20 protein-coding genes and 1 tRNA gene are annotated in these 22,496 nt (G+C 51.5%); 14 read left to right on the top strand and 7 right to left on the bottom strand.

Annotated features, from left to right (window positions below; translation table 11 throughout):
* Nucleotides 1-11 precede the first annotated feature (11 nt).
* From LH86_RS16985 to LH86_RS16975, 3 genes are all read right to left on the bottom strand, one after another.
* A tRNA-Tyr gene (locus LH86_RS16985) sits at nucleotides 12-96 on the bottom strand.
* A 157-nt stretch (nucleotides 97-253) separates the two neighbouring features.
* Nucleotides 254-1,096 (bottom strand): formyltetrahydrofolate deformylase, encoded by an 843-nt coding sequence (gene purU, locus LH86_RS16980; RefSeq protein WP_008454230.1) that lies wholly within the window; start codon nucleotides 1,094-1,096, stop codon nucleotides 254-256.
* A gap of 63 nt (nucleotides 1,097-1,159) precedes the next feature.
* Nucleotides 1,160-1,615 (bottom strand): YchJ family protein, encoded by a 456-nt coding sequence (locus tag LH86_RS16975; protein ID WP_052045609.1) that lies wholly within the window; start codon nucleotides 1,613-1,615, stop codon nucleotides 1,160-1,162.
* Nucleotides 1,616-1,729: 114 nt separating this feature from the next.
* On the opposite strand from LH86_RS16975, the gene rssA reads away from it, so the two are divergent.
* The 4 genes from rssA (at nucleotide 1,730) to LH86_RS16955 (ending at nucleotide 6,209) form a co-directional block, all read left to right on the top strand.
* On the top strand, nucleotides 1,730-2,638 hold the full coding sequence (gene rssA / locus LH86_RS16970; protein WP_039303739.1) for a patatin-like phospholipase RssA: 909 nt from the start codon (nucleotides 1,730-1,732) through the stop codon (nucleotides 2,636-2,638).
* Nucleotides 2,639-2,719: 81 nt separating this feature from the next.
* Nucleotides 2,720-3,733 carry a two-component system response regulator RssB gene (gene rssB / locus LH86_RS16965; RefSeq protein WP_039303736.1) on the top strand — a complete coding sequence of 338 codons (1,014 nt, stop codon included), beginning with the start codon at nucleotides 2,720-2,722 and terminating at the stop codon, nucleotides 3,731-3,733.
* Between the two features lie 202 nt (nucleotides 3,734-3,935).
* The gene (gene galU, locus LH86_RS16960) at nucleotides 3,936-4,844 is read left to right on the top strand and encodes a UTP--glucose-1-phosphate uridylyltransferase GalU (RefSeq protein ID WP_008454237.1); all 909 of its coding nucleotides are present in this window, start codon (nucleotides 3,936-3,938) and stop codon (nucleotides 4,842-4,844) included.
* 24 nt (nucleotides 4,845-4,868) lie between these two features.
* Entirely contained in the window at nucleotides 4,869-6,209 is a 1,341-nt protein-coding gene (locus LH86_RS16955) for a UDP-glucose dehydrogenase family protein (RefSeq protein ID WP_039303733.1), read from the top strand.
* Nucleotides 6,210-6,967: 758 nt separating this feature from the next.
* On the opposite strand, the gene hns is transcribed toward LH86_RS16955, so the two are convergent.
* The gene (hns, locus tag LH86_RS16950) at nucleotides 6,968-7,375 is read right to left on the bottom strand and encodes a histone-like nucleoid-structuring protein H-NS (protein ID WP_008454242.1); all 408 of its coding nucleotides are present in this window, start codon (nucleotides 7,373-7,375) and stop codon (nucleotides 6,968-6,970) included.
* Between the two features lie 554 nt (nucleotides 7,376-7,929).
* Here hns and tdk point away from each other — a divergent pair.
* Nucleotides 7,930-8,535 (top strand): thymidine kinase, encoded by a 606-nt coding sequence (gene tdk, locus LH86_RS16945; protein ID WP_039303730.1) that lies wholly within the window; start codon nucleotides 7,930-7,932, stop codon nucleotides 8,533-8,535.
* Between the two features lie 119 nt (nucleotides 8,536-8,654).
* On the opposite strand, the gene adhE is transcribed toward tdk, so the two are convergent.
* Nucleotides 8,655-11,327 carry a bifunctional acetaldehyde-CoA/alcohol dehydrogenase gene (gene adhE, locus LH86_RS16940; RefSeq protein WP_039303728.1) on the bottom strand — a complete coding sequence of 891 codons (2,673 nt, stop codon included), beginning with the start codon at nucleotides 11,325-11,327 and terminating at the stop codon, nucleotides 8,655-8,657.
* Between the two features lie 476 nt (nucleotides 11,328-11,803).
* On the opposite strand from adhE, the gene LH86_RS16935 reads away from it, so the two are divergent.
* The 7 genes from LH86_RS16935 to LH86_RS16905 all read left to right on the top strand — a co-directional run bounded on the left by LH86_RS16935 (nucleotide 11,804) and on the right by LH86_RS16905 (nucleotide 19,760).
* Nucleotides 11,804-12,451: a YchE family NAAT transporter gene (locus tag LH86_RS16935; RefSeq protein ID WP_039303725.1), complete on the top strand. Its 648-nt coding sequence runs from the start codon at nucleotides 11,804-11,806 to the stop codon at nucleotides 12,449-12,451.
* A gap of 802 nt (nucleotides 12,452-13,253) precedes the next feature.
* Nucleotides 13,254-14,885, top strand: a complete 1,632-nt coding sequence (gene oppA, locus LH86_RS16930) for an oligopeptide ABC transporter substrate-binding protein OppA (RefSeq protein ID WP_039303723.1) — start codon at nucleotides 13,254-13,256, stop codon at nucleotides 14,883-14,885.
* Nucleotides 14,886-14,993: 108 nt separating this feature from the next.
* Entirely contained in the window at nucleotides 14,994-15,914 is a 921-nt protein-coding gene (oppB, locus tag LH86_RS16925; RefSeq protein WP_008454251.1) for an oligopeptide ABC transporter permease OppB, read from the top strand.
* A gap of 12 nt (nucleotides 15,915-15,926) precedes the next feature.
* Nucleotides 15,927-16,835, top strand: coding sequence for an oligopeptide ABC transporter permease OppC (oppC, locus tag LH86_RS16920; RefSeq protein WP_039306331.1), 909 nt, complete (start codon nucleotides 15,927-15,929; stop codon nucleotides 16,833-16,835).
* 10 nt (nucleotides 16,836-16,845) lie between these two features.
* Nucleotides 16,846-17,859 (top strand): ABC transporter ATP-binding protein, encoded by a 1,014-nt coding sequence (locus LH86_RS16915; RefSeq protein ID WP_039303721.1) that lies wholly within the window; start codon nucleotides 16,846-16,848, stop codon nucleotides 17,857-17,859.
* Complete coding sequence (gene oppF / locus LH86_RS16910) at nucleotides 17,856-18,860, top strand: murein tripeptide/oligopeptide ABC transporter ATP binding protein OppF (protein ID WP_039303719.1); 1,005 nt, start codon at nucleotides 17,856-17,858, stop codon at nucleotides 18,858-18,860. The genes LH86_RS16915 and oppF overlap by 4 nt, the downstream gene beginning before the upstream one ends.
* Before the next feature lie 51 nt (nucleotides 18,861-18,911).
* Complete coding sequence (locus tag LH86_RS16905) at nucleotides 18,912-19,760, top strand: ion transporter (RefSeq protein ID WP_039303717.1); 849 nt, start codon at nucleotides 18,912-18,914, stop codon at nucleotides 19,758-19,760.
* 30 nt (nucleotides 19,761-19,790) lie between these two features.
* Here LH86_RS16905 and LH86_RS16900 read toward each other — a convergent pair whose 3' ends face one another.
* Nucleotides 19,791-20,120 carry an HI1450 family dsDNA-mimic protein gene (locus LH86_RS16900; protein WP_008454257.1) on the bottom strand — a complete coding sequence of 110 codons (330 nt, stop codon included), beginning with the start codon at nucleotides 20,118-20,120 and terminating at the stop codon, nucleotides 19,791-19,793.
* A gap of 37 nt (nucleotides 20,121-20,157) precedes the next feature.
* Complete coding sequence (gene cls / locus LH86_RS16895) at nucleotides 20,158-21,618, bottom strand: cardiolipin synthase (RefSeq protein ID WP_039303714.1); 1,461 nt, start codon at nucleotides 21,616-21,618, stop codon at nucleotides 20,158-20,160.
* 146 nt (nucleotides 21,619-21,764) lie between these two features.
* Between cls and LH86_RS16890 the strand changes: the two genes are divergently transcribed.
* Nucleotides 21,765-21,944 carry a YciY family protein gene (locus LH86_RS16890; protein WP_008454259.1) on the top strand — a complete coding sequence of 60 codons (180 nt, stop codon included), beginning with the start codon at nucleotides 21,765-21,767 and terminating at the stop codon, nucleotides 21,942-21,944.
* A 180-nt stretch (nucleotides 21,945-22,124) separates the two neighbouring features.
* On the top strand, nucleotides 22,125-22,487 hold the full coding sequence (locus LH86_RS22860; protein ID WP_231562700.1) for a hypothetical protein: 363 nt from the start codon (nucleotides 22,125-22,127) through the stop codon (nucleotides 22,485-22,487).
* The last annotated feature ends 9 nt before the right edge of the window (nucleotides 22,488-22,496 follow it).

Genomic DNA, 22,496 nt, shown 5'->3' with positions numbered 1-22,496 from the left:
GAATTTTGAGATGGTGGTGGGGGAAGGATTCGAACCTTCGAAGTCGATGACGGCAGATTTACAGTCTGCTCCCTTTGGCCGCTCGGGAACCCCACCACGGGGTAATGCTTGTTACTGGCCTGCTTCGCTGTGGAAGCGGGGCGCATCATATCAAATGAAGCGCCGCTGTAAAGCATTCACTTTAGGAAAACGAATCGTTTGCCGCTTTTTTACGCTTTGCGCCGCAAAGCTAACCAATTCATTTTCCGGGTGATTAGAGAATAATCGTGCGGTTGCCGTAAACGAAGACACGCTGGGCCAGCACTTCGTAGAGCGCCCGGCTCAGCACATTTTTTTCTACGTCACGCCCGGCACGCATCATGTCGTCGGCGGTGTAGGTGTGATCGACGTGAATCACGTCCTGCATGATGATCGGGCCTTCGTCCAGATTATCATTAACGTAATGCGCAGTGGCGCCGATAATCTTCACGCCTCGTTCGTAGGCCTGGTGATAAGGGCGGGCGCCGATAAACGCTGGCAGGAACGAGTGGTGAATGTTGATTATCTGGTTAGGGAAGCGGGCAACGAACTCAGGCGTCAATACGCGCATGTATTTTGCCAGCACGACGTAGTCTGGTTTATGCGCTTCGATGGCATCGGCCATTTGCATGTCGTGCTCTTCGCGCGTCATCCCTTCGTGGCTGACTAACTGGAACGGAATATCAAAACGCTCCACTAAGGTACGCAGGGTTTCGTGATTGCCGATGACGGCAGCGATTTCTACGTCCAGCCCGCCATAGGTAGATTTCATCAGCAAATCGCCCAGGCAGTGGGCTTCTTTGGTGACCAGAATAACAATGCGACGGCGGCCCGCAGGCGTCAGTTCACGAATTGAGCCTTCCGGCAGCGCGCTGTCCAGGTCGGCCATCAGCGTGGTGTCGTTAAAAATGCCTTCAAGTTCGGTACGCATAAAGAAGCGGCCGGTACGATGATCGACAAATTCGTTGTTCTGAACAATATTGAGTTCGTGTTTGTAGCAAATGTTAGTGATTCGCGCGATGAGACCCTTCTGATCGGGGCAGATTGTGCGGAGAACTTTACGTTGTAATGCCTGCATGAAGAGATAAATCCTGTTAAACGGTGTTTGCGAAACAATAATGCTGTTATGCGGTGAAGGCTATCATCCGCAGCATTTTTTATATTTTTTTCCAGAACCGCAAGGGCAGGGGTCATTACGACCGAACTGCGGGCGGAGGCCGTCGATATAGTACCATTGACCGCTTTCCCTGACGAAACGGGAACGTTCGATTATGGCGCTTTGCTTGCCGTTTTCCTGAAAACGGGCAACAAAGCTTACAAATCCTTCGTTGGTATCTTTGCCTTCGGCCTCTTCATATATTGTCAGGCCGAGCCATTCCGTGTCGCCGAAGCCGCTGGATATTTCTGATTTTAACGACGGGCGGCGGCAGCTCTCATGCCAGCTTGCAACAAGATAATCCGCATCCTGCTTCACAAAAGCGGTGTAACGAGAGCGCATAAGCTGTGACGGACGTTGCGGATGCTGGGCTGCGCTTAGGTAAGGCTGGCAACATAAGCTATACTCCAAACCGCTGCCACAGGGACAAAGTTGCAACATAATATCTCCAGGAAAAAATAAACGACGCCAATAATACGACGGCAGCACTTATGTTAACTGAGCGGTGGCGTTGGCGTCACGGAGTGATTACCGGGGAAGATTGACCGAGGCGTGATGAGACAGGTAAAAATCGGCCTGGCACTAGGGTCGGGTGCGGCCAAAGGATGGGCGCACATTGGCGTTATTAATGCGTTAAAAAAAGCAGGGATTCAGATTGATATCGTGGCAGGGTGTTCCGTCGGCGCGCTGGTCGGTGCCGCCTATGCCAGCCAGCGGTTGCCGGTGATGGAGCGATGGGTGCGCTCATTCAGCTACTGGGATGTCCTGCGCCTGATGGATCTTTCCTGGCGTCGAGGCGGGCTGCTCCGCGGTGAACGCGTGTTTAACAATGTTCGCAAGATCATTCCAGAAACCGCTATTGAGGGCTGTGGCATGAGATTTGGTGCCGTGGCCACCAACCTGAGTACCGGGCGAGAGCTGTGGTTTACCGACGGTGACCTGCATCAGGCTATTCGCGCTTCCTGCAGCATGCCGGGGCTGTTATCTCCCGTTGCGCACAACGGTTACTGGCTAGTGGATGGCGCTATCGTTAATCCTGTTCCGATTTCGCTCACCCGCGCGCTGGGTGCGGATATCGTTATCGCGGTGGACTTGCAGCACGATGCACACCTGATGCAGCAGGATCTGCTGTCGGTGAATATGACGCCAGCCGGGGAGGACAATCTGGCACAGCCTGCATCATGGCGCAGTCGTTTACGGGAGCGTTTAGGAAAAATGACCCACCGCCGGGCTAATGTTACGCCAACGGCGATGGAAATTATGACCACCTCGATTCAGGTGTTGGAAAACCGCCTCAAGCGTAACCGCATGGCGGGCGATCCCCCCGATATCCTTCTGCAGCCCTTTTGCCCGCAAATTTCGACCCTCGACTTTCATCGCGCGTCCGAAGCTATCGCGGCAGGCAGCCTTGCGGTTGAGAAAAAAATGGATGAGTTACTGCCGCTGGTTCGTACTCATGATTAAGTTAATACTTAACCCGTTTCTGACAGGCGCTCGTTGCGATACCGTGCCACTATTGAAATATTGCCAGGCAGAGGAAAGCGCATGAGTTACCCGCTGGAAGGAAAGCAGATCCTCATTGTTGAAGACGAGCCCGTTTTCCGCTCTCTGCTGGACAACTATTTGACGTCGCTTGGCGCAGGTACGCTGCTTGCCTGGGACGGAATGGATGCGCTTGAGAAGCTGGGGCAATTTACGCCGGATCTGCTGATTTGTGACCTGGCGATGCCACGAATGAATGGCCTTGAGCTGGTGGAGCATATCCGGAATGAAGGTAATCAAACCCCCATTTTAGTGATTTCGGCGACGGAAAATATGTCCGATATTGCCCAGGCCTTACGGCTTGGGGTGCAGGATGTGCTGCTGAAACCCATTAAAGATCTTAATCGATTAAAAGAGACCGTATTGTCCTGTATCTACCCCGCAATGTTTAATTCTCGGGTAGAGGAGGAGGAGCGGCTGTTTCAGGACTGGGATGCGTTGGCACGGGATCCTCAGGCTGCATCGAAGCTGTTGCAAGAGCTGCAGCCGCCGGTCCAGCAGGTTATGTCGCGCTGCCGAATAAATTATCGCCAGTTAATTTCTGCCGACCAGCCAGGGCTGGTGCTCGATATTGCGCCACTTTCAGATAATGACCTGGCTTTTTATTGTTTAGATGTTACCCGTGCCGGCGATAACGGTGTATTAGCGGCGCTGTTGCTCAGAGCGTTATTCAACGGTTTATTACAGGAACAACTTTCGCATCAGGGCCAGCGCTTACCTGAACTGGGTAATTTACTAAAACAGGTCAATCAGCTATTGCGCCAGGCAAATCTGAACGGACAGTTTCCGCTCATTGTGGGTTATTATCACAGCGGATTAAAAAACCTCATTCTGGTCTCCGCCGGGCTTAATGCCACATTAAATACCGGCGAGCACCAAATCCAGGTCAGCAATGGCGTGCCGTTGGGGACGCTGGGCAATGCCTACCTCAATCAAATCAGCCAGCGGTGCGAAGCCTGGCAATGTCAGGTGTGGGGCTCCGGTGGGCGTTTACGGCTGATGTTGTCTGCAGAATAAACAACGGAACAACTGATTACATTTAGCTTTTTTCCTGGAACCCGGGGCGGTGGTAATATCGCGACCAATCTAATCGTATTTGTCTTAAATTAGCCGTTGCCGGAGTAAACGGGGGCGGTTTTCGTTTTTAAGCTGATATACTCAACCGCGTTTTTAAATTGACGACAAGTGTGAAACTTGAACAGTCCTGGAGGTTTTTTCAATGGCTGCCATTAATTCTAAAGTAAGAAAAGCTGTTATCCCGGTTGCGGGGTTGGGAACGCGTATGTTGCCGGCAACAAAGGCAATTCCAAAAGAGATGCTGCCGCTGGTTGATAAGCCGCTGATTCAGTATGTCGTTAATGAGTGTATCGCCGCCGGTATTACCGAGATTGTGCTGGTTACCCACTCTTCTAAAAACTCTATCGAGAACCACTTCGACACCAGCTTTGAACTGGAAGCCATGCTTGAGAAGCGCGTTAAGCGTCAGCTTCTGGAAGAAGTGCAGTCTATTTGCCCGCCGCACGTCACCATCATGCAGGTGCGTCAGGGACTGGCTAAAGGGCTGGGCCACGCCGTTATGTGTGCGCATCCTGTCGTTGGTGATGAGCCGGTTGCGGTGATCCTGCCAGACGTGATTCTGGATGAGTTCGAATCCGACCTTTCTCAGGACAACCTGGCTGAAATGATCCGCCGCTTTGACGAGACCGGGCACAGCCAAATCATGGTTGAGCCTGTTGCGGATGTAACCGCTTATGGCGTGGTTGACTGCAAAGGTGCGGCGCTTTCTGCGGGCGACAGCGTGCCGATGGTCGGGATTGTTGAGAAACCTAAAGCTGACGTTGCGCCATCCAATCTGGCCGTTGTCGGACGTTATGTGCTGAGCGCGGATATCTGGCCACTGCTGGCGAAAACCCCTCCAGGTGCCGGGGATGAAATTCAGCTCACCGATTCTATCGCCATGCTGATGGAAAAAGAGACCGTTGAAGCCTACCACATGAAAGGCGTGAGCCACGACTGCGGCAACAAACTGGGCTATATGCAGGCGTTTGTTGAGTACGGTATTCGTCATAACACACTGGGTGCAGACTTTAAAACCTGGCTTGAAGCCACCGTTGGCGCGAAGAAATAAGTTAATTCAACGCAGGATGGTAAGATGAAAGTTACCGTATTTGGTATTGGCTATGTTGGTTTAGTCCAGGCCGCCGTGCTCGCTGATGTAGGGCATGACGTCATGTGTATCGACGTGGACGCAAAGAAAGTGGAAAACCTGAAAAAAGGTGAAATCCCTATCTTTGAGCCAGGCCTTGCGCCGTTGGTTAAGAAAAATTATGAAGAAGGGCGCCTGCAGTTCAGCACCAATGCTGAAGAGGGTGTCAACCATGGTGAAATGCACTATATCGCCGTGGGGACTCCGCCGGATGAAGACGGTTCCGCTGACCTGAAATATGTGACTTCCGTTGCGCGTACCATTGCGCAGTACATGGATTCACATAAAGTCGTCATCGATAAGTCAACAGTGCCCGTTGGCACGGCAGACAAAGTCCGTGCGGTGATGGAAGAAACCCTTAAATCTCGTGGTCTGGAGATTAACTTTGATGTGGTTTCTAACCCGGAGTTCCTGAAAGAAGGTGCCGCGGTTGCCGACTGCATGCGTCCTGAACGCATCGTCATCGGGACGGATAACGAAGAGGTTATTGAGCTGCTTCGCGAGCTGTACGAGCCGTTCAACCGTAATCACGATCGCATGATTCTGATGGATATCCGCAGCGCCGAGCTGACCAAATACGCCGCTAACTGTATGCTGGCGACTAAAATCAGCTTCATGAACGAAATTGCTAATCTGGCCGAACGTCTCGGGGCTGATATCGAGAAAGTGCGTATGGGCATCGGCTCTGACTCCCGGATTGGCTACAGCTTTATCTATCCTGGCTGTGGCTACGGCGGCTCCTGCTTCCCGAAAGATGTTCAGGCGCTGATTCGCACCGCAGAGCAGATTGGCTACACGCCAAAAATTCTGCAGGCGGTTGAAGAGGTTAACTATGCCCAGAAGCAAAAGCTGCCTGAATTTGTGACTCGCCACTTCGGCCAGGATCTGAAAGGCAAAACTTTTGCGCTTTGGGGACTTTCCTTCAAGCCAAATACAGACGATATGCGTGAAGCTTCCAGCCGTGTGCTGATCGAAGCACTTTGGGAGCGCGGTGCGCAGGTGCAGGCTTACGATCCTGAAGCTATGGATGAAACTCAGCGTATTTATGGCCACCGCAGTGATTTAAGGCTGATGGGAACCAAAGAAGCGGCCCTGCAGGGCGCTGATGCGCTTGTGGTTTGTACCGAGTGGCAGAGCTTTAAGGCCCCGGATTTCGATCTGATGAAGAAATCCCTGAAACAGCCGGTCATCTTTGATGGTCGTAATCTTTATGATCCAGATAGACTGAATAAGCGTGGTTTTGTTTATTACGCTATTGGTCGCGGTGCTTCCATTAATATCGTCTAAGAAATACCCATCTTTTGTTATTTAACGTGGCCGGCACGACAGCGCACCAGAGAGCCTGTACGCTGTCGGTCACGTTCTCCTTCTCGCACTACTCCTAAGATTTTAAATCCCCTCTATTAGGCTTCTACAGGGCTTTTCAGCCGTGTTCCTGCAATATTCTGCCGTTCTCGACGGACAAAACCCTTATACGGGTTAAAGTAAAGTGGGTGTGCTCGTTATTTGAACATCAGGGCGTATCTGAAGCAGAAAGATAAGCGTGAGATTAAACGCTGAGGGCCATGAGCCATGTAAATATGAGCGATAAAAGCAGCAGTAATATACTTCGCGGCGCGCTTATGTGGAGCGAACCTGTCTCGCTGTGAGAGAGATAAAAGCAACGTATGGGATACTCAATAATCTCTCGGTATGAGATCTTCAGGCTGGACTCTCCACTTTGTTCAGACCAGGATTCAACTATATGTAGTAATGCCACATTTTTAGTTGATAACGCTTATGGAGTATATCAGGCCGGGAAATGGATTACCTGAACGTCAGATAAATCCGCGTCAGGCTTAACCTGATGATTAGCGAGAGAAATTAACTGTACTAAAGGACAGGTATTGTATCTAAAGATATTAAATACGATTCATTAATAAAGAAACGTAAGCTGTTATAGGATTGTTTTACTAAAGTGATGCATGTTCCGGGCGTTAAAATGAAGTGCGTCACAAATAAAAAATCCCGCCGGAGCGGGATCTTAATAAGCAGCACTGAGGGGATTACAGCAGGAAGTCTTCCAGTTTCTTACCTTGCTCATCCATTGCTTTCTTGATTACTGCTGGAGTACGGCCCTGGCCAGTCCAGGTTTTAGTTTCGCCGTTTTCGTCGATGTACTGGTATTTAGCAGGACGCGCTGCGCGCTTCGCTTTACCTGCAGATTTAACAGCAGCAATGCTGTTCAGCAGTTCGTTAGGGTCGATGCCGTCAGCAATCAGCATTTCACGGTATTGCTGCAGTTTACGGGTGCGCTCTTCAACTTCAGCAGCCGCCGCGTTTTCTTCTTCACGACGTTCGTTAACGACAACTTCTAATTTCTCCAGCATCTCTTCCAGAGTTTCCAGGGTGCATTCTCTTGCCTGGGCACGAAGAGTACGGATGTTGTTCAGAATTTTAAGTGCTTCGCTCATTGTAGTAATCTCAAACTTATTATTGGGGGATGACGTTTGAGCTAATAATAGAGCGTTATATTAGGTTCTGCAATAGCCGTGAATGTAAGTAATTCAAAATTTGCTGATATATAAGTGGCAGTTTAAATACTGTTAACTTAATTCCTGGTCGCTAAACCACGTGAAATGGCACTTCAAGACTCAATTTTTAGACAACAACCCTGTCATCAAAAGGGTTTGTCATGATGAGGAAAAGATAAAAATTTCGCATTAATCATCAAATATCAAGCGCTGGTATTTAGGCATAGGATGGATACCGGTCGTTTACAATTTATAATAATTGAGCAGGTGAACCATTTCATTAGGGGCGATAACCCGTCTGGAACAGCGATCCGCCATAGCCGTTTCATGTATCCGGTATACCGCTATTACTCAATGTATAAGCGTGGTTTATTAATATATCGGGTACAATTAACCCTGATGTTTAGCAAGGTAATCCACCATCCACTGCAAGTTACAGTGTGGTACAATCCGCCGAAACATAATTTACACTTTTGACTCAGGCAACGGGTGCAATGGCTCAACTCTATTTTTACTACTCAGCAATGAATGCGGGAAAATCGACAGCGCTACTTCAGTCATCCTGGAATTACCAGGAAAGGGGGATGCGTACGCTGGTCTACACCGCCGAGATTGATAATCGCTTTGGTGTGGGTAAGGTCAGTTCGCGTATTGGTCTGTCTTCCCCGGCCAGGCTTTATAATCCGACTACGGACCTGCTGGCCGACATCCGTGCCGAACAGCAATCTGCACCGATACACTGCGTGCTGGTGGACGAAAGTCAGTTTTTATCTAAAGAGCAGGTTTATGCTTTATCTGATGTTGTCGATGAGCTGGATATTCCTGTTTTATGCTACGGGCTGCGAACGGATTTTCGCGGGGAGTTATTTAGCGGCAGCCAGTATCTTCTGGCGCTGTCAGACAAATTGGTTGAGCTGAAAACGATTTGTTTCTGTGGTCGTAAAGCCAGTATGGTGCTGCGTCTCGATCAGGAAGGTCGGCCTTATAATGAGGGCGAACAGGTAGTAATAGGCGGGAATGAACGCTATGTGTCGGTCTGCCGTAAGCATTATAAAGAAGCTTTGCTTAAAGGCTCTCTACAGGCCATTCAGGGCAACTGATTCACCGTTCTGGAACCCTGTAACGCTTCTACATTAAACGTGCTGTGCAGGCCTGAGTGACGTATTCAGACATAAAAAAACCCGCCAAAAGGCGGGTTTTGTTTTTTAGGGGCTACCGATTAAGCCGTTTTCTTGGCTTTTTTGTCAGTTTTTGCGGCCGGTGCAGCTTCTTTGGCCGCAGCACCTTCAACAAACGGACGGCCATAGTAGGTATCCAGCAGAATCTGTTTCAGTTCAGAAATCAGCGGATAGCGTGGGTTAGCGCCGGTGCACTGGTCATCAAACGCATCTTCAGACAGTTTATCCACGTGTGCCAGGAAGTCTGCTTCCTGCACGCCTGCTTCGCGGATGGACTTAGGAATACCCAGTTCAGCCTTGATTGATTCCAACCATGCCAGCAGTTTCTCAATCTTAGCCGCAGTACGGTCACCCGCTGCGGTCAGACCCAGGTGGTCGGCGATTTCAGCGTAGCGACGACGAGCCTGCGGGCGGTCGTACTGGCTGAAAGCCGTCTGCTTGGTTGGGTTGTCGTTCGCGTTATAGCGAATAACGTTGGAGATCAGCAGGGCATTAGCCAGACCGTGAGGAATGTGGAACTGAGAACCCAGTTTGTGGGCCATGGAGTGGCACACGCCCAGGAAGGCGTTAGCAAACGCGATACCGGCGATAGTCGCTGCGTTGTGAACACGTTCACGCGCAACCGGATTTTTAGACCCTTCATTATATGAAGCTGGCAGGTTTTCTTTCAGCAGTTTTAGTGCCTGTAGAGCCTGGCCGTCAGAGAATTCGCTTGCAAGGACGGAAACGTAAGCTTCCAGCGCGTGGGTTACAGCATCCAGACCACCGAAGGCGCAGAGCGACTTAGGCATATCCATCACCAGGTTGGCATCAACAATAGCCATGTCCGGGGTCAGTGCGTAGTCAGCCAGCGGGTATTTCTGGCCAGTTGCATCGTCGGTAACAACCGCAAACGGTGTGACTTCAGAGCCTGTACCGGACGTGGTGGTGACCGCAATCATCTTCGCTTTCACGCCCATTTTCGGGAACTTGTAGATACGTTTACGGATATCCATAAAGCGCAGCGCCAGTTCTTCGAAGTGGGTCTCTGGATGTTCGTACATTACCCACATGATTTTGGCTGCATCCATTGGGGAGCCGCCGCCCAGCGCGATGATCACGTCTGGTTTGAAGGAATTTGCCAGTTCAGCACCCTTGCGAACAACGGTCAGCGTAGGGTCAGCTTCTACTTCGAAGAAGACTTCGGTTTCTACGCCAGCGGCTTTCAGCACGGAGGTGATTTGATCGGCATAGCCATTATTGAACAGGAAACGGTCGGTCACAATCAGCGCACGTTTGTGGCCATCAGTAATCACTTCATCCAGCGCAATTGGCAGAGAGCCACGGCGGAAGTAGATAGATTTCGGAAGTTTATGCCACAGCATGTTCTCAGCTCGCTTAGCAACGGTTTTCTTGTTGATCAGGTGCTTAGGACCCACGTTTTCGGAGATGGAGTTACCGCCCCATGAACCACAACCCAGCGTCAGAGACGGCGCAAGTTTGAAGTTATACAGGTCACCGATACCACCCTGAGAAGCCGGGGTGTTAATCAGGATACGTGCGGTCTTCATTTTGTCGCCGAAGAACTTAACGCGTGCAGGCTGGTTGTCCTGGTCGGTATAAAGGCATGAGGTATGGCCGATACCGCCCATCTCAACCAGTTTTTCTGCTTTCACTACCGCGTCTTCAAAGTTTTTAGCTCGGTACATGGCAAGGGTAGGGGACAATTTTTCATGAGCAAATGGCTCGGACTCATCGACTACGGATACTTCACCGATCAGGATTTTGGTGTCTGCTGGTACGGTGAAGCCTGCCAGTTCTGCAATTTTGGCTGCCGGCTGGCCCACAATCGCGGCGTTAAGCGCGCCATTCTTCAGGATGATGTCCTGAACGGCTTTCAGCTCTTTACCCTGCAGCAGGTAACCGCCGTGGCTGGCGAAACGTTCGCGAACTGCGTTATATACCGAATCAACAACGATGACGGACTGTTCAGACGCACAGATAACGCCGTTGTCGAAGGTTTTTGACATCAAAATAGACGCAACTGCACGTTTAACGTCGGCAGTTTCGTCTACCACAACAGGTGTGTTACCTGCGCCTACGCCGATAGCCGGTTTGCCTGAGCTGTAGGCAGCTTTAACCATGCCTGGGCCACCGGTTGCCAGAATCATGTTGATGTCCGGGTGGTGCATCAGGGCGTTAGACAGCTCGACGGAAGGTTGATCAATCCAGCCAATCAGATCTTTTGGTGCACCTGCCGCAATTGCAGCCTGCAGAACAATGTCTGCTGCTTTGTTGGTTGCATCTTTAGCGCGTGGGTGCGGGGAGAAGATGATCGCGTTACGGGTTTTCAGGCTGATCAGCGATTTGAAAATGGCGGTTGATGTTGGGTTAGTGGTTGGCACAATACCGCAGATGATACCGACAGGCTCGGCAATCGTGATGGTACCGAAGGTATCGTCCTCAGACAGCACACCACAGGTTTTCTCATCTTTGTATGCGTTATAGATATATTCAGAAGCGAAGTGGTTTTTAATCACTTTATCTTCGACGATACCCATACCGGATTCAGCAACGGCTAATTTAGCCAGGGGGATTCGAGCGTCGGCAGCGGCCAGGGCGGCAGCACGGAAAATCTTATCGACTTGCTCTTGAGTAAAGTTGGCATATTCACGCTGGGCTTTCTTTACGCGCTCTACGAGGGCGTTCAGTTCCGCGACATTAGTTACAGCCATAATGCTCTCCTGATAATGTTAAACTCTTTTAGTAAATAAGCTGCGCGAGTCGACAGTATAGTCAGCAGCCACAGAATGCGTGTTTAAGACAAAAAACTGTCATAAAGATGACCTGGATTCATGCGCTGATTTACTAAAAGAGCCTCATCTGAATAAGCGGTGTTAGTGGAAAAACCTGCTTTTCAGATGTGTCCAAGAGTACTCACTTCTGAGTAGGTTTTTCGTGATCTAAATCACAACTAATTGATGCTGACACCATTCAGCAGGCACTATCCAGGTGATTGATAAATCTTTAAAAAATTAGTCACAGCGGTGTCAAAACAAAGTATCACAAATTCAACATTCGGGTAACAGTTCACCATGATGCTAAAATAAGTTGCTGCAGGCGTCGATTAAGCAGGGAAATAGCGTAGCGGCAGGGGTGTTTTTCCATTACATTACGCCTGCTTTTGCTTTGTTCATTTGCGGAGTTTTATGTGGCTCAATCCTTTTTCGACCTGCCAACCTATATTAAGTTCTTTATCGGGATGTTTGCCCTGGTCAACCCGGTAGGGATCATTCCCGTATTTATTAGTATGACCAGTTACCAGAGCGCCGCAGCAAGAAATAAAACCAACCTCACGGCCAACCTGTCGGTGGCGATTATTCTCTGGACCTCACTTTTTTTGGGTGACGGTATTCTGCAAGTTTTTGGTATTTCAATCGATTCATTCCGTATTGCCGGCGGTATTCTTGTGGTGACCATCGCTATGTCAATGATCAGCGGCAAGTTGGGTGAAGATAAACAGAACAAACAGGAGAAGTCGGAGAGCGCAATTCGCGAAAGTGTGGGGGTTGTTCCTCTCGCATTGCCGTTGATGGCGGGGCCGGGTGCAATCAGTTCAACGATTGTCTGGGGAAGTCGCTATCACAGCTGGGGCCATCTGCTGGGTTTCTCCCTTGCCATTGCGCTGTTTGCCTTTTGCTGTTGGCTGCTGTTCCGTATTGCACCGTGGCTGGTCCGCATGCTGGGGCAAACCGGGATCAACGTGATCACCCGTATCATGGGCCTGCTTCTGATGTCTCTGGGGATTGAGTTTATTGTCACCGGCGTCAGGGCTATCTTCCCAGGCTTGATAAGTTAATTCCGCTAGCGCCTTCAAATGAAAAAGCAGAATCTCTATTCTGCTTTTTTCTTTCCGTAGAAGAAAATTTTACCCGCCCGCTATCCTCATTATTGCAAAAGTAAATGCGAATCTTTCATAAGAAAATGCTTTGGAAAACCGTGCATTAGAGGTTGACGTTGTAACAAGCTGTACAGAAAAGTGGCGATCGAAATGATATTTAGCATCCGTTATGCAATCAGGCTTGCTGCGGGTTTATTGAGATGATATTAGTAATTCATGCCTTCCCGCAGAGGAATGTGCTAAAAAATAATCAATTGTTAATTTTTTGTGAGTGATGAAGCAGGCGATAGACCGACCTCCTCTCCAAGGCAGTGATAGTATGCTAACTCTATGATAACTAAGATTATGATTGGGTTCTTATAAACATCTTTCCTGCATGGCGCTCCCCACAATCTCTCCATAAAAGAGAAATGGTTAACAAATTTGCAAATTGTATTGGCGGGTATCTGAAGCTTTTGATACTTTCCGGGCAAAACAATTCGCTGAAAAATGTTTCTTTTTTAGATGAGAATGATTTCGCAGCGTAATCATGTCCTGCGAACAAGTAAATCATGGCCGTCGACCACGCAATCGGCGGCAGAAAGAATCGACGTAATGAGGCTGCCGAATCGAGCGGCCCGAAAATAAAGTCGGTGATAGCGAAGTAGTAAGGAAAGCAGTATCCCGTACGGACGTTTAACGCTCCTGCGCTGTAAGGGACCCCTGAGGGGAAGAGGCCGACTTTCGGGTCGGTAATTATAATGAGTGGAGTACCAACACAATGACAAATATCACTAAAAAAAGCCTGATTGCAGCGGGCATTTTAACTGCGCTGATTGCTGGCAATGTCGCGATGGCGGCAGATGTTCCGGCGGGTGTGCAATTGGCAGAGAAACAAGATCTGGTTCGTAACAACGGCTCAGAACCTCAATCTCTTGATCCGCACAAAATCGAAGGTGTGCCGGAGTCCAATATCAGCCGTGACCTGTTTGAAGGTCTGCTGGTAAGCGATCTGCAGGGCCACCCGTCTCCGGGCGTCGCAGAGTCCTGGGACAATAAAGATTTTAAAGTCTGGACTTTCCACCTGCGTAAAGACGCGAAATGGTCCAACGGCGAGCCTGTCACCGCGCAGGACTTTGTTTACAGCTGGCAGCGCCTGGCTGACCCGAAAACCGCCTCTCCTTATTCCAGCTACCTGCAGTACGGCCACCTGACCAATATCGACGATATCATTGCCGGTAAAAAACCGACCAGCGATCTGGGCGTGAAAGCCATCGATGACCACACTCTGGAAGTCACCCTGAGCGAGCCGGTGCCATACTTCTACAAACTGCTGGTTCACCCATCCGTTTCTCCGGTACCGAAAGCCACCGTTGAGAAATTCGGCGACAAGTGGACCCAGCCTGCCAACATCGTGACCAACGGTGCATACAAATTAAAAGATTGGGTGGTGAACGAGCGTATCGTTCTGGTGCGTAACACCAACTACTGGAATAACGCGAAAACCGTGATTAACCAGGTGACCTACCTGCCAATCTCTTCTGAAGTAACAGACGTTAACCGCTACCGCAGCGGTGAAATCGACATGACGTATAACAACCTGCCGATTGAACTGTTCCAGAAACTGAAAAAAGAAATTCCAACTGAAGTTCACGCCGATCCGTACCTGTGTACTTATTACTACGAGATCAACAACCAGAAAGCACCGTTTACCGATCCTCGCGTTCGTGCGGCTCTGAAACTGGGCCTGGATCGCGACATCATCGTGAACAAAGTGAAAAACCAGGGCGACCTGCCAGCTTATGGTTACACCCCGCCGTATACCGATGGCGCGAAGCTGACCCCGCCAGAGTGGTTCACCTGGTCTCAGGACAAGCGTAACGAAGAGGCCAGAAAACTGCTGGCTGAAGCAGGCTACACCAAAGACAAGCCGCTGACCTTCAACCTGCTGTACAACACTTCCGATCTGCACAAGAAGCTGGCTATCGCCGTGGCATCTATCTGGCAGAAAAACCTCGGCGTGAACGTCAAGCTGGAGAACCAGGAGTGGAAAACCTTCCTGGATACCCGTCACCAGGGGACCTTCGATGTGGCGCGTGCGGGCTGGTGTGCGGACTATAACGAACCGACTTCCTTCCTGAACACCATGCTGTCCGACAGCTCTAACAACACCGCGCACTATAAGAGCCCGGCGTTCGACAAGATTATTGCCGACACCCTGAAAGTGACCGACGAAGCCCAGCGTACCGCGCTGTATGAGAAAGCTGAGCAGCAGCTCGATAAAGACTCAGCCATTGTCCCGGTTTACTACTACGTTAACGCCCGTCTGGTTAAGCCGTGGGTGGGTGGTTACACCGGTAAAGACCCGATGGATAATGTCTACGTAAGAGACTTGTACATTATCAAACATTAATGGCAATTCGTGGGGCAGGGCCCACCGGTTTCGGCCGGTGGATAAATTCTGCCCCATCGTGTCTTATTTACATCGCACTGCAAAGGCACAGGCCAGAAGGTACGGGCAATGTTGAAATTTATTCTACGTCGTTGTCTGGAAGCAATTCCGACACTCTTTATTCTTATCACTATTTCCTTCTTTATGATGCGTCTTGCACCGGGAAGTCCATTTACCGGCGAACGTACGCTGCCGCCAGAAGTCATGGCGAACATCGAAGCGAAGTATCACCTTAACGATCCGATCACCACGCAGTACTTCAGCTATTTAAAACAGCTGGCGCACGGGGACTTTGGGCCGTCATTTAAATACAAAGACTATTCGGTCAATGACCTGGTGGCGTCCAGCTTCCCGGTATCCGCAAAATTAGGCGCAGCTGCCTTCATCTTTGCCATTGTGCTGGGTGTAACGGCGGGCGTGGTTGCGGCGCTGAATCAAAACACCAAATGGGATTACACGGTAATGGGCTTTGCCATGACGGGGGTGGTTATCCCCAGCTTCGTGGTGGCGCCGTTGCTGGTACTGATATTTGCTATCACCCTTAAATGGCTGCCCGGTGGCGGCTGGAACGGGGGCGCACCGAAGTACATGATACTGCCGATGATCGCCCTGTCTTTGGCGTACATCGCGAGCATCGCGCGTATTACCCGCGGCTCGATGATTGAAGTCCTGCACTCTAACTTTATCCGCACCGCTCGCGCCAAAGGCCTGCCGATGCGTCGTATTGTGCTGCGCCATGCTCTGAAACCTGCGCTGCTGCCGGTCCTGTCATACCTCGGGCCAGCGTTTGTGGGGATTATCACGGGCTCTATGGTGATTGAAACAATTTATGGCTTGCCGGGCATTGGTCAGCTGTTTGTTAACGGGGCGCTGAACCGTGACTACTCACTGGTTCTCAGCCTGACCATTCTGGTCGGTGCGCTGACGATTCTGTTCAACGCGGTGGTTGACGTGCTGTATGCCGTTATCGACCCGAAAATCCGTTACTAAGCTGGAGTGGCCATAATGTTGACTAAGAAAAACAGCGAGGCGCTGGAAAACTTCAGTGAAAAACTGGAAGTTGAAGGCCGTAGCCTGTGGCAGGATGCGCGTCGCCGTTTTATCCATAACCGTGCGGCGATCACCAGCCTGTTTGTTTTGGCGCTGATTGCACTGTTCGTGGCGTTTGCGCCCGTTCTGTCGCAGTTTACCTACTTTGATACCGACTGGGGCATGATGTCGGCAGCCCCTGACATGGCATCCGGTCACTATTTCGGTACCGATTCGTCGGGCCGTGACCTGCTGGTGCGCGTCGCCATCGGGGGACGTATTTCCCTGATGGTCGGTATTTCTGCTGCGCTGGTGGCGGTAATTGTCGGAACGCTTTACGGCTGTCTGGCCGGCTATCTCGGCGGTAGAATTGACTCCGTGATGATGCGTCTACTGGAGATCCTGAACTCCTTCCCGTTCATGTTCTTCGTCATTTTGCTGGTGACCTTCTTCGGGCAAAACATCCTGCTGATCTTCGTGGCGATCGGCATGGTGTCCTGGCTGGACATGGCGCGTATTGTGCGTGGCCAAACCCTGAGCCTGAAACGCAAAGAGTTCATCGAAGCGGCACACGTAGGCGGTGTTTCTACCCTTAACATCGTTCTGCGCCACATCGTGCCGAACGTCCTCGGCGTGGTGGTGGTTTACGCCTCGTTGCTGGTACCAAGCATGATCCTGTTCGAATCTTTCCTGAGCTTCCTGGGCCTCGGCACGCAGGAGCCTCTGAGCAGCTGGGGCGCACTGTTAAGCGACGGCGCAAACTCCATGGAGGTATCACCGTGGCTTCTGCTGTTCCCGGCAGGTTTCCTGGTGGTTACGCTGTTCTGTTTTAACTTTATCGGCGATGGCCTGCGTGATGCCCTCGACCCGAAAGATCGTTAAGGAGTCCTCCATGAGTACTATTGAAACCTCTCCGGTGGCCGCTCCACTGAACAAATCTGAAGTTCTGCTGGACGTTAAAGACCTGCGCGTGACCTTTGGCACGCCCGACGGTGACGTCACGGCAGTAAACGACCTCAACTTTAGCCTGCGTGCCGGTGAAACCCTCGGCATTGTTGGCGAGTCCGGCTCGGGCAAATCCCAAACGGCCTTTGCGCTGATGGGCCTGCTGGCGGCCAATGGCCGCATCGGCGGCTCGGCGAAATTCAACGGCAAAGAGATCCTGAACCTGCCGGAATCGCAGCTTAACCGCCTGCGCGCCGAGCAAATCTCGATGATTTTCCAGGATCCGATGACCTCGCTGAACCCGTACATGCGTGTGGGCGATCAGCTGATGGAAGTGCTGATGCTGCACAAAAAACTCGGGAAAGCGGAAGCGTTTGAAGAGTCCGTGCGTATGCTGGATGCGGTAAAAATGCCGGAAGCGCGTAAGCGCATGCGCATGTTCCCGCACGAGTTCTCTGGCGGGATGCGTCAGCGTGTGATGATTGCCATGGCGCTGCTGTGCCGGCCAAAACTGCTGATTGCTGACGAACCAACTACTGCGCTGGATGTGACCGTTCAGGCGCAGATCATGACGCTGCTGAACGAGCTGAAGCGTGAGTTCAACACGGCGATCATCATGATTACCCACGACCTGGGCGTGGTGGCCGGGATCTGCGATAAAGTGCTGGTGATGTACGCCGGGCGTACGATGGAATATGGCAACGCGCGCGACGTCTTCTACAAGCCGGTACACCCGTACTCAATCGGCCTGTTGAACGCGGTACCGCGTCTGGATGCGGAAGGTGAATCTCTGCTGACTATTCCTGGCAACCCGCCGAACTTGCTGCGCCTGCCGCAGGGTTGTCCGTTCCAGCCTCGCTGTCAGTTTGCGATGGAAGCGTGTAATAGTGCTCCGCCACTGGAGCAGTTTGGTGATGGCCGCCTGCGTGCCTGCTTTAGACCGGTGGAGGAATTAGCATGAGCACCGTTGCAGAAGAGAGAAAAGTTCTGTTAGAAATCGCCGATCTGAAGGTGCATTTTGACATCAAAGATGGCAAGCAGTGGTTCTGGCAGCCTTCCAAAACCCTGAAAGCCGTCGATGGCGTGACGCTGCGCCTGTACGAAGGGGAAACCCTCGGCGTGGTGGGCGAGTCCGGCTGCGGTAAATCGACCTTTGCCCGCGCCATCATTGGCCTGGTGAAAGCGACCGATGGCCGCGTAGCGTGGCTGGGGAAAGATCTTCTTGGCATGAAACAGGAAGAGTGGCGCGACGTGCGCAGCGATATTCAGATGATTTTCCAGGATCCTCTGGCATCGCTGAACCCGCGTATGAACATCGGCGATATCATCGCCGAGCCGCTGCTGACCTATCATCCAAAAATGCCAAAGCAGGAAGTACGCGACCGCGTGAAGGCAATGATGATGAAAGTCGGCCTGCTGCCAAACCTGGTCAACCGCTACCCGCACGAGTTTTCCGGCGGCCAGTGCCAGCGTATCGGCATCGCGCGCGCGCTGATCCTTGAGCCAAAACTCATCATCTGTGATGAGCCGGTCTCGGCGCTGGACGTGTCGATTCAGGCGCAGGTGGTTAACCTGCTGCAGAAACTGCAGCGCGAAATGGGGCTGTCGTTAATCTTTATCGCCCATGACCTCGCTGTCGTGAAACACATTTCGGATCGCGTGCTGGTGATGTATCTGGGCCATGCGGTGGAGTTGGGCACCTACGATGAGGTTTACCACAACCCGCTGCACCCTTATACCAAAGCGCTGATGTCGGCGGTGCCGATCCCCGACCCGGACCTGGAAAAGAATAAAACTATCCAGCTGCTGGAAGGGGAGCTGCCGTCGCCAATCAACCCGCCATCTGGCTGCGTGTTCCGCACCCGCTGCCCGATTGCCGGCCCGGAATGCTCCAAAACGCGGCCGGTGCTGGAAGGCAGTTTCCGCCATGCGGTTTCCTGTCTGAAGGTTGACCCGCTATAATCTCGCCTGGGGCCAGCACCGCGCTGGCCCTTTCTTTTTGCGAGGATTACCGTGCCAGGGAACATTTCATCACTTCGTGTGCTGCTGTACCGCTTTCTGTTCGATCAAAACACCCGTTCCGGGCGCCGTTTCGAGGCGTTTTGCGGCCTGCTGGCGCTGCTCAGCGTTGCCGTTGTTTTTACCGAATCCAGCGTCGGGAGCGATCCCCGGCTAACCTACGGCGAATGGCAGCTGTTTATCTGGCTGGAAATCATCTTCACGCTGCTGTTCACCTGTGAATATCTGCTGCGAGTCTCCACCTGGCCGCAGCCCATCCGCTACGTGTTTAGCTTCTGGGGCATTATTGATCTGGCGACCATGCTGCCACTCTATGTCCTGTGGCTGTGGCCAGAGTTTGCCATTCATTACTATTTTGCCTGGCGAGCAATGCGCGCCATCCGAGTGCTGCGCATCCTCAAACTCCTGCGCTATATGCCCGCGCTTAAAAGCCTGTGGCGCAGCCTGATCAACGCCAGCAATCAGCTGATCCTGTTCTACTCGTTTATTGCCATCGTGATGGTCGCGGCGGGGGCGCTGATGTACGGCATAGAAGGGAAGGCCAACGGTTTTACCAGCCTGGGCGTAGCGGTCTACTGGGCCGTTGTGACGGTGACAACCGTCGGCTATGGCGACATTGTGCCGCACACTGCACTGGGCCGTTTTGTTGCCTCGCTGCTGATTCTGATTGGTTATTCGGTGATAGCCATCCCTACCGGGATATTAACGGCGCAGATGTCACAGGATTTGCAAAGAAGGCGGTCAGTGAGGGAATGTACGCGCTGTCATCAGCAGGATCATGCCAGCAATGCGCATTACTGCAAAACTTGCGGGGAGCATCTTCCGCCCAATGAGAAGCAGTAACAGCGCGGCCTGAGGGCCGCGCAGAAAGGATTACTCACGCCACAGGATGTGGCAAAGTTTGTGGTCTTTCTCTCGGCACAGCAGGACGCGAGCAAAGATATCGTTCAGCTCGCCGCCGTCGGTATCCGCCAGCCCGATAACGACTTCTGCAAAGAAGTCAGGGTTCAGGTCGAAATCGACGTGCTCCTGCCAGTCTTCGGCCGGATCAAACAGCTCCGCACCGCCGCGTTCCTCGAACTGCAGATTGAAAAGAATAATGTCGGCAGGATCGAGGTTATCGCCCGCCAGCTCGAGAAAAATATCGTAAGCCTGTTCTAAAGTCTCGTCTTCGGTCAGGCGGTTATTCAGATCCATTTCCATCTCTACATCCACTTATCGAGTGCTGATGCGCCACGTTTTACAGCAACGGACTAAAGAAGTAAAACAGTCGCTCGGCCATTCGCTGCCAGAGCGGGCGTTTTAGCCACAAATGCGCGTCCAGCAGCCGTGAGCGAGAGATATAGTCGTCCTGCACGGCGGCCAAATCCCCGGCAAATCCTTCATCATCGATGACCAGCGTAATCTCAAAATTGAGCCACAGGCTGCGCATATCCAGGTTCACCGTGCCGACCAGACTTAATTGCCCATCGACCAGCACGCTCTTGGTGTGCAGCAGTCCGCCTTCAAACTGGTAAATCTTCACGCCCGCCGCCAGCAGTTCAGTGAAGAAGGCACGGCTTGCCCAGCCTACCAGCAGAGAATCGTTTTTACGCGGCACGATGATGCTCACGTCCACACCGCGCTGGGCTGCGGTGCAAATGGCATGAAGCAAATCATCGCTCGGCACGAAGTACGGGGTCGTCATGATCAGGTATTCACGTGCGGCATAAACGGAGGTCAGCAACGCCTGATGAATAAGATCTTCCGGGAAACCCGGCCCTGAAGCGATAGTGTGAATAGTGTGGCCGCTGGCCTCTTCGAACGGCATGATATTCTCATCCGGCGGCGGCGGGAGAATACGTTTCCCGGTCTCTATCTCCCAGTCGCAGGAGTATACGATACCCATGGCGGTGGCGACCGGACCTTCCATACGTGCCATCAAATCGATCCACTGACCCACATTCGCATCCTGCTTGAAGAAACGGGGGTCGACCATGTTCATGCTGCCGGTATAGGCAATATAGTTATCAATCATCACCATCTTGCGGTGCTGGCGCAGGTCCATCCGACGCAGGAAAACACGCATCAGGTTAACCTTCAGCGCTTCGACCACCTCAATGCCTGCATTTCGCATCATATTGGCCCACGGGCTGCGGAAGAACGCGACGCTGCCTGCGGAGTCGAGCATCAAGCGGCAATGAATACCGCGCCGTGCAGCAGCCATCAGCGATTCTGCCACCTGATCGGCCATGCCGCCGGGCTGCCAGATATAAAACACCATCTCGATGTTATGGCGCGCCAGTTGGATATCGCGGATCAGCGCCTGCATGGTGTCATCTGAACTGGTTAGCAGCTGGAGCTGATTGCCTTTCACACCGGCAATGCCCTGGCGGCGCTCGCAAAGCTGGAACAGCGAGCTGGCGACCTCGCTGGTTTCTGAGGCAAAAATATGCTTACAGTTTTTTAGCTCCTTGAGCCATTTAGCGGTAGAAGGCCACATGGCACGGGCGCGCTCTGCCCGGCGTTTACCGAGGTGAAGTTCCCCCACGGAGAGATAGGCAATAATCCCGACCAGCGGCAGAATATAGATGATCAATAGCCAGGCCATTGCCGAAGGGACGGCGCGGCGTTTCATCAATATACGCAGCGTAACGCCGGCGATAAGCAGCCAGTAGCCGAGAATGACCAGCCAGCTCACCACGGTATAGAAGGTTGTCATGCCTTAAAAATCCTTTTGAAACCGAAGAGTTGAGAGTGTACGCAGAACTTTCATTGCTTAATACTAAAAGTATACGCAAAACGGATGGTTTGCCCGGCAGAAGGTTCTATAATGGCGCGTATTTTTTGGAAAATTGAGTCGTAGACATGAGACGTAGCAGAACGGAAGTTGGGCGTTGGCGTATGCAGCGTCAAACGCAGAAGCGCAGGGCGCGTTGGCTGGAAAGCCAGTCACGGCGCAATATGCGCATTCATGCTATTCGTAAGTGCCTGGTTAACCAGCAGCGTAATTCATTGCTGTTTGCCATCCACGATCGTTGGGCATAAGCATCGGGCACCGCGTGCGGTGCCCATTAAATCCATGAGGAAATAAATCTTCCCTTTAGCCTGAATTTATATTTCCAAAGGGCGGAAGTTTGTTTTTAAAATGATCGCGATCATCATATAAGCCAAAAATAACGCCATAATTCTTACGAATTTTCTTATGTCGCCAGGATATCAAAATCAGTGATCAGTGATTTAATAAAAAAGGATTTTTCTTACACCAGAAGAATAAGCTTTCTGTTTGTCATTATTCTTGCCGTACTGGTGATGTTTAGTTCGGTGCTGGCCTGGATAAACTATAGTCATCAAAAAAGCACGTTGGATGATGAAAACGAAGGTTTTGTTCACAATATTGCGATGTTCTATATCGAGCAGCAGCTGAAAACTTTAGAGAATGCATTGTGGCAAAGCGCTACCCTATTAAATGATAAAAACGTTGATGCTCTGGTTAATGCTGAAAATGAAGTTTTGGAGATACAACTCACAACATCTATTGCGGTGTTGCCAGCTATTTCTGGTTATATCATTGCAACACGTGATGGATAGTATAATAGC

The sequence above is a fragment of the Cedecea neteri genome, from assembly GCF_000758325.1.
Classification (GTDB): Bacteria; Pseudomonadota; Gammaproteobacteria; order Enterobacterales; family Enterobacteriaceae; genus Cedecea; species Cedecea neteri_B.
The sequence above is the reverse complement of the archived record's forward strand: the minus strand, read 5'-3'. Positions and strand labels throughout refer to the sequence as shown.